This is a genomic window from Malikia granosa, from assembly GCF_002980595.1.
GTDB classification, from domain to species: Bacteria; Pseudomonadota; Gammaproteobacteria; order Burkholderiales; family Burkholderiaceae_C; genus Malikia; species Malikia granosa.
The window spans coordinates 290,248-303,154 of record NZ_PVLQ01000027.1 but is presented as its reverse complement, the minus strand read 5'-3'; the positions used below and the strand labels follow the sequence as shown (position 1 = coordinate 303,154).

The 12,907-nt window shown below is 65.4% G+C and carries 13 protein-coding genes; 2 read left to right on the top strand and 11 right to left on the bottom strand.

From position 1 onward, the window contains the following. The first annotated feature begins 64 nt into the window (after positions 1-64). A complete protein-coding gene (locus C6P64_RS09145; RefSeq protein ID WP_146115888.1) occupies positions 65-2,188 on the top strand; it encodes a P-loop NTPase in 2,124 nt (707 codons plus the stop codon). Positions 2,189-2,488: 300 nt separating this feature from the next. On the opposite strand, the gene C6P64_RS09140 is transcribed toward C6P64_RS09145, so the two are convergent. The 8 genes from C6P64_RS09140 to C6P64_RS09105 all read right to left on the bottom strand — a co-directional run bounded on the left by C6P64_RS09140 (position 2,489) and on the right by C6P64_RS09105 (position 9,859). Next, positions 2,489-3,514, bottom strand: coding sequence for an aldo/keto reductase (locus C6P64_RS09140; RefSeq protein WP_105748241.1), 1,026 nt, complete (start codon positions 3,512-3,514; stop codon positions 2,489-2,491). 41 nt (positions 3,515-3,555) lie between these two features. Further along, positions 3,556-4,800, bottom strand: a complete 1,245-nt coding sequence (locus C6P64_RS09135; protein ID WP_105748240.1) for a nucleoside recognition domain-containing protein — start codon at positions 4,798-4,800, stop codon at positions 3,556-3,558. 102 nt (positions 4,801-4,902) lie between these two features. Beyond that, positions 4,903-5,853 (bottom strand): Gfo/Idh/MocA family oxidoreductase, encoded by a 951-nt coding sequence (locus tag C6P64_RS09130; RefSeq protein ID WP_105748239.1) that lies wholly within the window; start codon positions 5,851-5,853, stop codon positions 4,903-4,905. Between the two features lie 11 nt (positions 5,854-5,864). Then, complete coding sequence (locus C6P64_RS09125; RefSeq protein ID WP_105748238.1) at positions 5,865-6,719, bottom strand: class III extradiol dioxygenase subunit beta; 855 nt, start codon at positions 6,717-6,719, stop codon at positions 5,865-5,867. Between the two features lie 6 nt (positions 6,720-6,725). Continuing rightward, a complete protein-coding gene (gene ligA / locus C6P64_RS09120) occupies positions 6,726-7,163 on the bottom strand; it encodes a protocatechuate 4,5-dioxygenase subunit alpha (RefSeq protein WP_105748237.1) in 438 nt (145 codons plus the stop codon). A 1-nt stretch (position 7,164) separates the two neighbouring features. Then, positions 7,165-8,097 carry an amidohydrolase family protein gene (locus tag C6P64_RS09115; protein WP_105748236.1) on the bottom strand — a complete coding sequence of 311 codons (933 nt, stop codon included), beginning with the start codon at positions 8,095-8,097 and terminating at the stop codon, positions 7,165-7,167. 14 nt (positions 8,098-8,111) lie between these two features. After that, entirely contained in the window at positions 8,112-8,795 is a 684-nt protein-coding gene (gene ligK / locus C6P64_RS09110) for a 4-carboxy-4-hydroxy-2-oxoadipate aldolase/oxaloacetate decarboxylase (RefSeq protein ID WP_105748235.1), read from the bottom strand. A 35-nt stretch (positions 8,796-8,830) separates the two neighbouring features. After that, complete coding sequence (locus C6P64_RS09105; RefSeq protein ID WP_105748259.1) at positions 8,831-9,859, bottom strand: amidohydrolase family protein; 1,029 nt, start codon at positions 9,857-9,859, stop codon at positions 8,831-8,833. 151 nt (positions 9,860-10,010) lie between these two features. Between C6P64_RS09105 and C6P64_RS09100 the strand changes: the two genes are divergently transcribed. Further along, the gene (locus C6P64_RS09100; protein WP_105748234.1) at positions 10,011-10,988 is read left to right on the top strand and encodes a LysR substrate-binding domain-containing protein; all 978 of its coding nucleotides are present in this window, start codon (positions 10,011-10,013) and stop codon (positions 10,986-10,988) included. On the opposite strand, the gene C6P64_RS09095 is transcribed toward C6P64_RS09100, so the two are convergent. The 3 genes from C6P64_RS09095 to C6P64_RS09085 are packed head-to-tail and all read right to left on the bottom strand — an operon-like array spanning position 10,908 to position 12,881. Next, on the bottom strand, positions 10,908-11,858 hold the full coding sequence (locus C6P64_RS09095; protein ID WP_105748233.1) for an AEC family transporter: 951 nt from the start codon (positions 11,856-11,858) through the stop codon (positions 10,908-10,910). The genes C6P64_RS09100 and C6P64_RS09095 overlap by 81 nt on opposite strands. Positions 11,859-11,910: 52 nt before the next feature. After that, positions 11,911-12,342, bottom strand: a complete 432-nt coding sequence (locus C6P64_RS09090) for an Hpt domain-containing protein (protein ID WP_170073075.1) — start codon at positions 12,340-12,342, stop codon at positions 11,911-11,913. A gap of 56 nt (positions 12,343-12,398) precedes the next feature. Beyond that, complete coding sequence (locus C6P64_RS09085; protein WP_105748231.1) at positions 12,399-12,881, bottom strand: chemotaxis protein CheD; 483 nt, start codon at positions 12,879-12,881, stop codon at positions 12,399-12,401. Positions 12,882-12,907 lie beyond the last annotated feature (26 nt).

The window sequence follows — 12,907 nt, the reverse complement described above, 5'->3', positions numbered from 1 at the left end:
TTGAATTGCGCAACAAAGCCCCTCGCAACAGAAAACCATCAAGGGCCTACTTGGCCAACACCACGTGCTCTACCTGCACGGCCACCTGCACGATGCTTGGGCGGAACCCAGCTATGGCGGCGGCAATTTGTACCTCGCCATTCAGTCCGGTGCTGGCTTTCAGGCACGTGAAGGAGAGCCGTGGCACAACGGCCTAGTTTTTGGCGAGGCGGACCTGAATGCGGAAGTAATCCGACTGCAGCCCTGGCGGTGGATTCCTGACCAACAGGCCTGGACACCAGCGACAGATGCCTTTCACGAACAACATCGCCAAAGCGATTGGTGGCATTACCAGTTACCCAGTGATCAAACGATGAAGGTGGATTACACCCCTACCGTGCCGGTTGCTCCGCTGCCCAAGGGCTGGTCTGTATTCAAGCCGGAAGACCTTGCAGCGCATCGCCAGCATCTCGATGCGGAAACCGCCCTGCGCTACTTCGACGGCGCGGTGCCTGACTGGCCTACTGCCCTGTCCACTTCCATACCTCGCCGCCGCATCGTCGGCGATCTGGTGGCACCATTCCGGCAGGCCGAGAGTGCGGGCAGGCCCATAGTCACACTGTTGCTGGCCGCTGCTTGCGAAGGCAAGACCACCGCCCTGCTGCAAGCCGCTTACAGCATTGTCGAAGGTAAGAACGACTTGCGCATCCTCCAGCGCAGAGACGAATCCCGGCACCTGGTACCCGATGAAATCCTTCCATTGCTGAACAAGGACTACATCTGGTTGCTGCTACTAGACGAGGCCGACCGCGCAGCTACCGACCTGCAAGCTCTGCTCAAACGCTTGCCTCCGGCCTTGAATGGCCGGGTACATGCCCTTTTGGCCTGCCGGGACGCGGATTGGCTCAGTTCCGCTGCGGCCAATCTGGACTGGGCCTTTGCTGACTTTAGTAAGCAGCACTTGCGTGGCCTCGACTCGGCCGATGCTCAGGCTATCGTCCGGTCCTGGCAGTCATTCGGCGACGCCGGCCTTGGCGACTTGGCCAAGCAACCTGCCACAGAGTGGGCAACGATTTTGGAGAGGCAGGCCAAGGATGAGGCCCAGACCAGTGGCGGGGCCTTTTTCGGCGCCCTGCTGGCAGTGCGCAGCGGCAGCGATTTGCGCAAACATGCCCACCTGCTGCTGGAACGCCTAGGACAGCGAAAGATTCCCAGCGGCGGCACGCTACGCGATGCTCTAGCCTATATCGCTGCCATGCACGTTGAAGGACTGGACTTCCTCTCCCGCCCGGTCCTCGCCCAAGTGCTGTGCTGCCCACTGGAAAAATTGCATCGCGACGTATTGGTGCCCTTAGGCCAGGAGGCGGCAGCAACTACCACCTCGTCCTCTATATATACCCGCCACCGGCGTATCGCAGTTACCTTGGTTTCGGTGTTGAGCGAGGACTTTGGAGTGGAGGTCGGCGAGCTTTATGTAAAACTCGGAAGGGCTGCTATTATTGCACTAACATCCCGCCCCTTGCCTGAGAATCCAAAGAAATGGCGCTTCGAGATTTCCGATCATTTCATCGATACTGGTCGAACGGAACTTGCCATCCACATCGCCGAGGCAGTTTTCGAGCAGGAACCAACGAATTCACTGACCGGTACACATCTCGCCAACCTGTGGCGCAGGGCAAAACTTCCAGACCAAGCGGCGCGTGTGTTCGAGAAAATAACTGAATTAACGAATGGCGACCGGGCGCTTTACTACGAATGGGGGGTAACAATGGGCGAACGCAGCCTTTATGCGGATAATGCGTTACTGGCTGCCTTTTCCCTAGCCGACCAATGTCCTACACGGCAAGTCGATAACAACTCAGCCACGAAAAGCTTGGCTGGCCTGGGTGTTGCCCTTGGCTCACTTTACGACGCCTACCACAACCCCGCCTTTCGAGATGCCCGGATGGCAGTAGCCGTCCTGGGCGGGGCCCTGCACGCCGATGCCACGACAAAGAATTATATCGACAAACATGCCCGCGAAGCCGCCGAACAAGGCGCCAATATCCCCGACCTTGAACGGGCTATCCCGTTACTGCAAGTTGGCATCGCCGCCGCCGCACAGATCGGCTTAGATGCCCAACTCGTCAAGTTGCTGCCCCAAGCGGAGAACTTGACGTTTGACTGGCTGAAGGAGCTGGTTTGTTACTCATCCTACGCCAAGAAATAGTCTGAGTGGAAGTCTGCCTTCGAGGCCCATGACCAACTGCCGCCTTGGCCTACGTACGAGCCGTAAGGGGCCGTGCCGAACGACCGCTTCGTTTGGCGACCGGCTCTTGAATCCAAGAGGAATTGACCGACAGCAACGGAGTGCTACCAGAAAATTAAAGGTAAGCTCGGAATTTCGGTTTCCGCGCAATCCGGACCCTCAATCTCACTGCACAGTGAACCGCATTAGGTCGATAGAGCCTCCCCATCCCAGCAAACACCCGCCCGCCAACAGGCCCCTCCCCGGGGCCTGCCGTCTTTTTCAAGCCGCCTCGAAGTTCTCGGTATCGACCTCGCTCGTGCCCTGGCTGTTGTAGCGCGCGCCCGCCACATTGCCCTGGTGGATGCAGGCATCGAGCCGGCTCATCTGGTCGGCACTCAGGCGCACGTTCATCGCGCCCAGGTCGTCCATCAGGTGTTCGACGCTGGTGGTGCCGGGAATCGGCAGGATGTTCTCGTCCTTGTGCAGCAGCCAGGCCAGCGCGAGCTGGGCCATGCTGCAGGCGACTTCCTGCGCGATGGCGCGGTAGGGTTGCAGCAGCTGCAGGTTGGCCGCGTAGTTGCCCGGCGTGAAGCGCGGCATGGCGCGGCGGATGTCCTTCTCGTGCAGGGTGGCGACATCGGTCAGGTCGCCGCACAGGAAGCCGCGCGCGACCGGGCTGAAGGCGACGAAGCTCACGCCGAGTTCCTTGCAGGCGTCGAGCACCGCGATCTCGGGGTTGCGCGTCCAGAGCGAATACTCGGTCTGCAGCGCCGCGATCGGATGCACCGCATGGGCGCGCTTCAAGGTCGATGCCGAGACTTCGGACAGGCCGATGGAGCGGATCTTGCCCTCGCGCACCAGCTCGCTCAAGGCGCCGACGCTGTCCTCGATCGGCACCTGCTTGTCCCAGCGGTGCAGGTAGTAGAGGTCGATCACGTCGGTGTTCAGGCGCTTGAGCGCTTCCTCGCAGGTGGCCTTGATCGTCTCGGGACGGCCGTCGATTACGCGCACCTTCTGGCCGTCGCCCTTGAGGTCGACGCCGGTCATGCCGCACTTGCTCGCCAGCGTGAAGCGGCTGCGGTGCTGGGACAGCACGCGGCCGACCAGGCTCTCGTTGGCGCCGAAGCCGTACAGCGCGGCGGTGTCGAAATGGGTCACGCCGGCGTCGAGCGCGGCCAGCAGCACGCGCTCGCCCTGCTCGGCCGAGACCGGCGCGCCGTAGGCGTGGCTGAGGTTCATGCAGCCCAGGCCGATGGCGGAAACCTGGAACGGGCCGAGCTGGCGTTGCGGGAAGGTCGTGGTCATGTGGGGATGAAGGTTCGAGGTTAGAAAATGGAAGTGCAATTTCAGCGGTAGAACAGGTAGCCGACCAGGATCGCGCCGACCAGTCCGACCGCGTCCGCAAACAGGCCGCAGGCCAGCGCCTGGCGCGTCTTGCGGATGTTGACGCTGCCGAAATAGACCGCCAGCACGTAGAAGGTGGTCTCGGTCGAGCCCTGGATGATGGCGGCCAGCCGGCCCTGGAAGGAGTCGACGCCGTAGGTCTTCATGACGTCGACCATCAGCCCGCGCGCGCCGCTGCCCGACAGCGTCTTCATCAGGCCGACCGGCAGCGCCGGCACGAAGTCGGTGTCGAGCCCGGCCCAGCGCACGACCGCCTCGATCGCGCCGAGCAGATAGCCCATGCAGCCGCTGCTGCGGAACACCGAGATCGCCGCCAGCATCGCGACCAGGTAGGGAATGATCTGCAGCGCGACGCCGAAGCCCTCCTTGGCGCCCTCGACGAAGCTGTCGTAGACATCGATGCGGCGCCAGGCCCCGACCGCGACGAACAGCGCGATCAGGCTGAAGATGACGCCGCTGCCCAGCAGCCCCACCGCCTGCGCCAGCTGATCCGGTGGCAGGCCGCTCAGGGCCCAGTAGAGCGCGGCCATCAGCCCGACAAAGCCGGCAAGGAAGACCAGCACCGGCGCGCGCAGCAGATTGATGCGCTGCACCCAGGCCACCGCGAACAGCCCGGCGCAGAACGAGATGAAGGTGGCGACCAGGGTCGGCAGGAAGATGTCGGCGCCGTTGAAGCCGGCCAGGCCCTGCTCGACCGCCAGGCTCTGCCGGATCGCGATCACCGAGGTCGGGATCAGCGTGATGCCCGCGGTGTTGAGCACCAGGAACATCACCATCGGGTCGCTGGCGACTGACTTGTTCGGGTTGATTTCCTGCAGCTCGCGCATGGCCTTCAGGCCCAGCGGCGTGGCGGCATTGTCGAGCCCGAGCAGGTTGGCGCTGAAGTTCATCACGATGCTGCCACCCGCCGGGTGCCCTTTAGGGATACCCGGGAAGACGCAGCGGAAGAAGGGAGACAGCGCACGCGCGAACAGCTCGATCAGGCCGGCGCGCTCGCCGACCTTCATGATGCCGAGCCACAGGCACATGATGCCGACCAGGCCGATCGAGACCTCGAAGCCGGTCTTGGCGCTGTCGAACAGGGCGCTCAACACGCGCGCGAAGATGGCCAGGTCGCCTTGCAGCAGCTGCACGACAGCGGCCACGAAACCGATCAGGATGAAGGCGACCCAGACGAAGTTCAGCATGGAAATCGATGATGCCACAAGGCACAACGCCCACCAGGGGGTGGGCGCTGCGACGGTGCCGGCCTGACCCGGCAACAAGCCGGGTCGGCGCAGGTCAGGCGATCAGCCGTTGAGCTGCTGCTCGAGGTCGTGCAGCACCTGGTAGCAGGGCAGCACCTTCTGCACGCTCGAGTTCGGCTCGCGGCCTTCGCGGATCGCGGCGAAGAACTCGCGGTCCTGCAGCTCGATGCCGTTCATCGACACCGCGACCTTGGACACGTCGATCTTCTCGTCCTTGCCGTTGACCAGGTCGTCGTAGCGCGCGATGTAGGTGTCGGTGTCACCGATGTAGCGGAAGAAGGCGCCCAGCGGGCCGTCGTTGTTGAAGGACAGCGACAGGGTGCAGATCGCGCCGTTGGCGGCCTTGAGCTGGATGCTCATGTCCATCGCGATGCCCAGCACCGGGTGGATCGGACCCTGGATGGCGTTGGCCTTCACGATCGGGCTGTTGGCCTGGTAGGCGAACAGGTCGACGGTGTGGGCGGCATGGTGCCACAGCAGGTGGTCGGTCCAGCTGCGGGCCTGGCCCAGCGCGTTGGTGTTGGTGCGGCGGAAGAAGTAGGTCTGCACGTCCATCTGCTGGACGTTGAACTCGCCGGCCAGCACCTTGTTGTGCACATACTGGTGGCTGGGGTTGAAGCGGCGGGTATGGCCGACCATCGCGACCTTGCCGGTCTCGTTGGCCAGGCGTGCCACTTCCAGGCCCGACTTGAGCTCGTCGCACAGCGGGATCTCGACTTGCACATGCTTGCCGGCCTGCAGGCAGGCGATCGACTGCGAGGCGTGCAGCTGGGTCGGCGTGCACAGGATGACGGCGTCGATTTCCTTGATCTTGAGCGCCTCGTCGAGGTCGGTCGTGACATGCTTGATGCCGTACTTGTCGGCGACTTCCTGGGTCTGGTCCAGGCGGCGGCCGATCAGCGAGACGACTTCGACGTCGGGGATGTTCTTGATGCCGTCCAGGTGCTTGATGCCGAAGGCGCCAGCGCCGGCGAGAGCGACTTTGATGGTCATGGGTTAACTCCTTAGCTATTTTCGAGGATCACATGGCCGACGGCGGTGTTCGACGCCGGCACATGGTAGAAGCGGTGCGCCAGCTTCGGCGCCGGGCCGCCCGCGACATCGGCCATCGCGCCGCGCGCGATCAGCCACATCACGAGCTCGATGCCCTCGGAGCCGGCCTCGCGCACATAGTCGATATGCGGCGTGGCGGCGGCGGCTTCCGGGTCATTGATCAGCTTGTCGAGCCAGGCGTTGTCCCACTCGCGGTTGATCAGGCCGGCGCGCGCGCCCTGCAGCTGGTGGCTCATGCCGCCGGTGCCCCAGATATGCACGTTGAGGTCCTCGTCGAAGGATTCGACCGCCTTGCGGATCGCCTTGCCCAGGTTGTAGCAGCGCTGGCCGCTCGGCACCGGGTACTGCACGACGTTGACCGCGAACGGGATCACCGGACAGGGCCAGGCTTCGGGCTGGCCGCACATCAGCGACAGCGGCACGGTCAGGCCGTGGTCGACTTCCATCTTGTTGACGATGGTCAGGTCGAAGTCCTGCTGGATCACGCTCTGCGCGATGTGGCTGGCGAGTTCCGGGTGGCCGATGACCTTGGGCACCGGGCGCGGGCCCCAGCCCTCGTCGGCCGGCTGGTATTCGGCCGCGGTGCCGATCGCGAAGGTCGGGATCAGGTCCAGGCTGAAGGCGGTCGCGTGGTCGTTGTAGACCAGGAAGATCACGTCGGGCTTGTTGTCCTTCATCCACTGCTTGGAGAAGTCGTAGCCCGCGAACAGCGGCTTCCAGTAGTCCTCCTGGGTCTTGCCCAGGTCGATCGCGGCGCCGATGGCCGGCACATGCGAGGTGTAGACGGATGCGGTGATGCGTGCCATGTCGTGTCAGCCTTTCTTGCCTGCCGAGCCTTGCGGCTGGTGCTGGGGCTGGGCGTCGCCGTCCTCGCCCAGGTAGCGGTTGCCCTCGGCGCTGCGGCCGCCCTTGAGCATCATGTTGCGGTACTCTTCCTCGGTCATGCCGGTCATCGAGCCGGCCATCTGCTGGAAGCTCTTGCCGTCGGTCGCGCCGATCTTGGCCAGGAAGTAGATGTTGCCGCCGGTGCGCATGCACCAGTTGAGGTCGCGCGCGAGCACGGCCTGCTTCTGCTCCTCGGTCATCGCCCACTCGTCGAGGTAGGCGCGCTCGTCGGCCTTGAAGCGCTCGCGGTTCTCGGCCTTCATCAGCGACATGCAGAACTGGTTGAGCCAGTAGCCCTTGCGGCTTTGCTCGGCATCGAAAATAATGGTGCCGGGCACGTCCTTGTACGGTTTGTCGAGTGCCATGTCAGACCTCCTCGGGCCAATAAAGCTTCATCGGGTTGTCGACCAGCAGCTTGCGCTGCAGCTCGGGCGTGGTCGCGATCTGCGGGATGAAGTCGACCAGCAGGCCGTCGTCGGGCATGTGGTCCTTCAGGTTCGGGTGCGGCCAGTCGGTGCCCCAGAGCACGCGGTCCGGGAATTCCTCGACCACGCGGCGCGCGAACGGCACCACGTCCTGGTAGGCGGCCTGCTCGCCATTGAGCGCCTTGGGGCCGGTGACGGACAGGCGCTCGGGGCAGGACACCTTGCTCCAGACGTTCGGGTGCTCGCGCATGAACTTCAGGAACAGCTCGAACTCGGGGCCGTCGATCGGCTTGCTCACGTCCGGGCGGCCCATGTGGTCGACCACCACGGTGGTGGGCAGCGCGGTGAAGAAGTCCCACAGCTCGGGCAGGTCGACCGCCTCGAAGTAGATCACCACATGCCAGCCCAGCTTGCTGATGCGGCCGGCAATTTCCATCAACTCGTCCTTCGGCGTGAAGTCGACCAGGCGCTTGACGAAGTTGAAGCGCACGCCGCGCACGCCGGCGTCGTGCAGCGCCTGCAGTTCAGCGTCGCTGATGCTGCGCTTGACGGTGGCGACGCCGCGCGCCTTGCCGCCGCTGCTCAGGCAGGCATCGACCATGGCGCGGTTGTCGGCGCCGTGGCAGGTCGCCTGCACCACCACGTTGCGGGCAAAGCCCAGGTGGTCGCGCAGCGCGTAGAGCTCGTGCTTGGACGCGTCGCAGGGGGTGTACTTGCGCTCGGGGGCGTAGGGGAATTCGGCGCCGGGGCCGAACACATGGCAATGCGCATCGACCGCGCCAGCGGGCAGCTGGAACTTGGGTTTGCTCGGGCCGGTGTACCAGTCGAGCCAGCCGGCGGTCTTGGTGAAGTCACCAGAAGTGGGTTTGGACATGGTTTGCTCCGAGGTCAGTCGATGTAGCGCAGGCCCTTGGCGGCCAGCGGCTCGCGCATCTTGTAGAGGTCGAGTCCGAGCACGCCGGCGGCAAACTGGTCGCGCTTGGCGCCCTCGTTGGCCTCGCGCGCCAGCGCGGTCTTCAGCGTCTTCTCGGCCAGCGCGGCGGGCACGCAGACCACGCCGTCGTCATCGGCCACGATCACGTCGCCCGGGTTGACGATCATGCCGGCACAGACCACCGGGATGTTGACCGAGCCCAGCGTCTCCTTGACGCAGCCCTTGGCATGGACGGCCTTGCTCCAGACCGGGAAGTTCATCTGCTGCAGCGTCTTGACGTCGCGCACGCCGGCATCGATCACCAGCGCGCGGGCGCCACGGGCCTGGAAGCTGGTCGCCAGCAGGTCGCCGAAGAAACCGTCGCTGTTGTCCGTGGTGCAGGCCGCCACGACGATGTCGCCGGGCTGGATCTGTTCGGCCGCGACATGCATCATCCAGTTGTCGCCCGGCTGCAGCAGCACGGTGACGGCGGTGCCCGAAACCTGGGCGCCCGGGAAGATCGGGCGCATGTAGGGCTTCATCAGGCCGACGCGGCCCATCGCCTCGTGCACGGTGGCAGATCCCAGCGCGGCCAGCGCGTCGGCGGTGGCGCGGTCGGCGCGCTGGATGTTGCGGTAAACGACTCCGAGTTCGTACATATCAGTTCCTTGTTTAGTTCTGTCCCGCAGAAGAATTACAGACCCTTGGCCTTGAGTGCTGCGTCCATGCGCGGGAACACGCGGCGCGCGTTGCCCTCGAACACCTTGAAGCGCTGCTCTTCGGTCAGGTTCGGGGTGGCGGCGACGTAGCGCTTGGTGTCGTCGTAGTAGTGGCCGGTCTCGGGGTCGATGCCGCGCACGGCGCCGATCATCTCGGAGGCGAACAGGATGTTGTCGACCGGGATCACCTTGGTCAGCAGGTCGATGCCCGGCTGGTGGTAGACGCAGGTGTCGAAGAAGATGTTGTTGAGCAGGTGATCCTGCAGCAGCGGCTTCTTCATCTCCTGGGCCAGGCCACGGAAACGGCCCCAGTGGTAGGGCACGGCGCCGCCGCCGTGCGGGATCAGGAACTTCAGCGTCGGGAAGTCCTTGAACAGGTCACCCTGCAGGCACTGCATGAAGGCGGTGGTGTCGGCGTTCAGGTAGTGGGCGCCGGTGGTGTGGAAGCAGCTGTTGCAGCTGGTGCTGACGTGGATCATCGCCGGCAGGTCGTACTCGACCATCTTCTCGTAGATCGGGTACCAGTGGCGATCGGTCAGCGGCGGGCTGGTCCAGTGGCCGCCCGACGGGTCCGGGTTCAGGTTCAGGCCGACGAAGCCGTATTCCTTGACGCATTTCTCGAGCTCGGCGACGCAGGTCTTGGGATCGACGCCGGGCGACTGCGGCAGCATGGCCGCGCCGATGAAGTTGTCCGGGAACAACTGGCTGACGCGGTAGCAGAGTTCGTTGCAGATCGCGGCCCAGGTCGAGCTGGTCTCGAAGTCGCCGATGTGGTGCGCCATGAAGCTCGCGCGCGGGCTGAACACGGTCAGGTCGGAGCCGCGCTCCTTCATGAGCTTGAGCTGGTTGGTCTCGATGGACTCGCGCAGCTCGTCGTCGCTGATCTTGAGGCTCTTGGGGTCGGGCTTCTTGCTCGGGTCCTTCAGGGCGGCGACCTGCAGGTCACGCCAGGCGCCCAGCGCGGCCGGCGCCGTGGTGTAGTGGCCATGTACGTCGATGATCAGCGGCTTCTTGCTCATGGGGGTTGAACTCCTCGTTCGGGATGGATGTTGGCTGGCAAATTGTGCGCGCGCGTCGTCCCGGTCACAAGCCTCTGGCACGCTAGCTGCTAGAAAATTTTTGCATAGCTTGGCCTACGATATGTAAAATTTTCAGATGGACCTCAAACAACTCGAATACTTCGTGCGGGTGGCCGAACTCGGCAGCTTCACCCGGGCCGCGCACAGCCTGCACATCGCCCAGCCGGCGCTGAGCCGGCAGGTGCGCCTGCTCGAGGTCGAGCTGCGGCAGAACCTGCTGCTGCGCAACGGCCGCGGCGCCACGCCGACCGAGGCTGGCCAGCTGCTGCTCGACCATGCGCGCGGCATCCTGCACCAGGTCGAGCGCGCGCGCGAGGACCTCGGGCGGGTGCGCGGCGCGCTGGCCGGCCATGTCGCGATCGGGCTGCCACCTTCGCTGGCGCGCCTGCTGGCGGTGCCGCTGACGCGCGCCTTCCGGCTCGAGCTGCCGGAGGCCAGGCTGTCGATCATAGAAGGGCTGTCGACCGGCATGCAGGAAGGCCTGATCCAGGGCCGGCTCGACCTGGCCCTGCTCTACGATGCGGCACCGCTGCCCGAGCTCGAGATCCTGCCGCTGTTCGAGGAGGAGCTGCTGCTGGTGCAGGCCAGGCCGGCCGGCCTGCTGGAAGACCCGCCGCCGCCGCCGCTTGCGCTGCGCGAGCTGGCCCAGCTGCCGCTGGTGATTCCGAGCCGGCCCAACGCGATCCGCATGCATGTCGAGCGCGAACTCGCCGGCCTGGGCCTGCGGCCGACGATCACGCTCGAGATCGACGGCGTGCCGGCCATCCTCGACCTGGTGGCCGAGGGCATGGGCTTTGCCCTGCTGCCGGGCAATGCGGTCTCGAACACGATCCGGCCCTCGGCCTACCAGATGCGCGCGATCACCGATCCGCCGCTGCGGCCACGGGTCGCGCTGGCCTGCAGCGCGCAGCGGCCGGCGACGCTGACCCAACAGGCTGCGGCGCGGCTGCTGCGCGAGCTGTGCGCGCGGGTGCTAGGCCAGCCAGCCCAGCTGCCTGAGCCACCAGAGCAGGCCGCTGAGCGTGACAAAGGAAGCCGCCGTGGTGGCCATTAACGCGGCGGCGCTGATGCCCTCGTGGCCGTGGCGCTGCGACAGGATGGTGTAGATGCCCATGATAGGCATGGCGGTGGTCAGCAGCACGGCGGTGCGCAGCTGCGGATCGGCCACCGGCACCAGCCAGGTCAGCACGGCCAGCATGATCAGCGGATGCAGCACCAGCTTGCCGAGCGTGATCTGCAGCACCGCCGGCCCCATGCCGCGCAGCGGCTGGCCGGCCAGGCTGCCGCCGATGACGAACAGCGACAGCGCGCCGCTGGCCTGGGCGAACAGGTTGACCGTGCGCGAGATCGGCGCCGGTGGCGACCAGCCGACCAGCGAGGCCAGCAGGCCGGCGACGAGCGCGATGATCATCGGGTTGCGGACCAGGCCCTTGAGCGTCCTGAGCAAGACCCGCCCGGCCTGTCCCTTGTCGCCCTCGAGGTCGGCGAAGGCCAGCAGCAGCGGGATCAGCAGCAGGTTCTCGACCATCATGTTGAGCGCCAGCCCGACGCCGGCGACCGACGAGCCCAGGGTCAGCAGCAGCACCGGATAGCCGACGAAGCCGCTGTTGGGGCAGCTGATCCCCATCGCGAACATGCTGGAATAACTGAAGGAGCGACGCGCGAGGACGCGGTTCGCCAGCAGGCCCAGCCCGATGGCCAGCAGGCCGGCCAGCGCATAGGCGCCCAGGTAGGACGGATGGAGGATGTCGCCCAGGCTGCGCGAGGCCAGCGCATTGAACAGCAGCGCCGGCAGCGCCAGGTTGATGACGAACTTGCCGAACAGGCGCATGTCCGCCTTCGCGAACAAGCCGAACCGGGTGCAGGCAAAGCCGATCAGCACGGCCAGATAGATCGGCCCGGTGATGGAGAGGATGGAAAGCATGGCGGCGATGCTAACCCAGAGCCGTGGCGCGAGTGCTGCAGCGCGGGCGCGCTCAGGGCTGCGCCGGCGCCTGGGTGGTGAAGCCCATGCGGCTGCACAGCGCCTGGGTGCTTTGCCAGCAGTCGCGCAGCCGCGCGGCGGCCTGCTGGCAGTCGGCCGGCGTGAACTGGGCGCCCTGCCCTTCGCAATGCCAGGCTTGCTGCGCCAGGGCCTTGAGCCCCAGCACCGAGGTCTCGCCCTTGAAGGAATGGGCATTCTCCCGGATCGCCTCGGTCTGCGCCGCATCGAGCGCGCGCAGCAGCCGGTCCAGGGTGCCGGACTGCTGGCTGAAGACGGCGTCGAGCAGCTTGCTGTAGCCGGCAAAACTCACTCCCAGGCAGACCTGGCCGATGACCAGCATGTCGAGGTGGTCGGCGACATCGCTGGCGCGGAAGCGGCGCTGCGGCGCCGGCTGGCCGGCAGTGGAAACGGTGGCAGGGGTCATCATGAAAATCTATCGAACTGGAAGTTGTCTCGCGGGCCGGGGCGACGGACCGCGGGCTAGGGACGGCCAGGATCGCGCTCCATGCGCCTGAGCACGCGCAGGATGACCTCGCCCGAGCTGGTCTCGAACGCGATCTTGGTGCCATGGTCGGGCTTGATTCTTTGCGCGACCACCGGGATTTCCTCGAGCGCGAGGGCCTGCAAGGCGTAGTCGGCATTGCGAAAGCCGACGTTGAAGCGCAGCGGCGGCTCGCCCTGGCCGAGCACGTTGCCGCCACCGAACACCTTGGCCACCAGGTGGGTGCGTCGGCCGCCCGCGGCGACCACGGCCTCGATCAGCTTGGGAATCGCGATGTTGCCGAAACGCGGGCTCGGCAGGCCGTTGCCGTCCCAGCGCGGCAGCATGAAATGGTTCACGCCACCGACTTCCCGGCCCTGGTCCCACAGGCACACCGCCACGCAGGAGCCCAGCACGGTGCTGATGGTGCAGGGGTCGGCGGCCGCATAGATCTGGCCCATCATCAGGCTGTGATAGCGCATGGCGTCAGACCACCCCGCATCTGCCC

Excerpts from the sequence above, each read along its gene's own strand:
- C6P64_RS09140 (WP_105748241.1), bottom strand. The coding sequence starts at position 3,514 with ATGACCACGACCTTCCCGCAACGCCAGCTCGGCCCGTTCCAGGTTTCC.
- C6P64_RS09135 (WP_105748240.1), bottom strand. The coding sequence starts at position 4,800 with ATGCTGAACTTCGTCTGGGTCGCCTTCATCCTGATCGGTTTCGTGGCC.
- C6P64_RS09130 (WP_105748239.1), bottom strand. The coding sequence starts at position 5,853 with ATGACCATCAAAGTCGCTCTCGCCGGCGCTGGCGCCTTCGGCATCAAG.
- C6P64_RS09125 (WP_105748238.1), bottom strand. The coding sequence starts at position 6,719 with ATGGCACGCATCACCGCATCCGTCTACACCTCGCATGTGCCGGCCATC.
- ligA (WP_105748237.1), bottom strand. The coding sequence starts at position 7,163 with ATGGCACTCGACAAACCGTACAAGGACGTGCCCGGCACCATTATTTTC.
- C6P64_RS09115 (WP_105748236.1), bottom strand. The coding sequence starts at position 8,097 with ATGTCCAAACCCACTTCTGGTGACTTCACCAAGACCGCCGGCTGGCTC.
- ligK (WP_105748235.1), bottom strand. The coding sequence starts at position 8,795 with ATGTACGAACTCGGAGTCGTTTACCGCAACATCCAGCGCGCCGACCGC.
- C6P64_RS09100 (WP_105748234.1), top strand. The coding sequence starts at position 10,011 with ATGGACCTCAAACAACTCGAATACTTCGTGCGGGTGGCCGAACTCGGC.
- C6P64_RS09095 (WP_105748233.1), bottom strand. The coding sequence starts at position 11,858 with ATGCTTTCCATCCTCTCCATCACCGGGCCGATCTATCTGGCCGTGCTG.
- C6P64_RS09090 (WP_170073075.1), bottom strand. The coding sequence starts at position 12,342 with ATGACCCCTGCCACCGTTTCCACTGCCGGCCAGCCGGCGCCGCAGCGC.
- C6P64_RS09085 (WP_105748231.1), bottom strand. The coding sequence starts at position 12,881 with ATGCGCTATCACAGCCTGATGATGGGCCAGATCTATGCGGCCGCCGAC.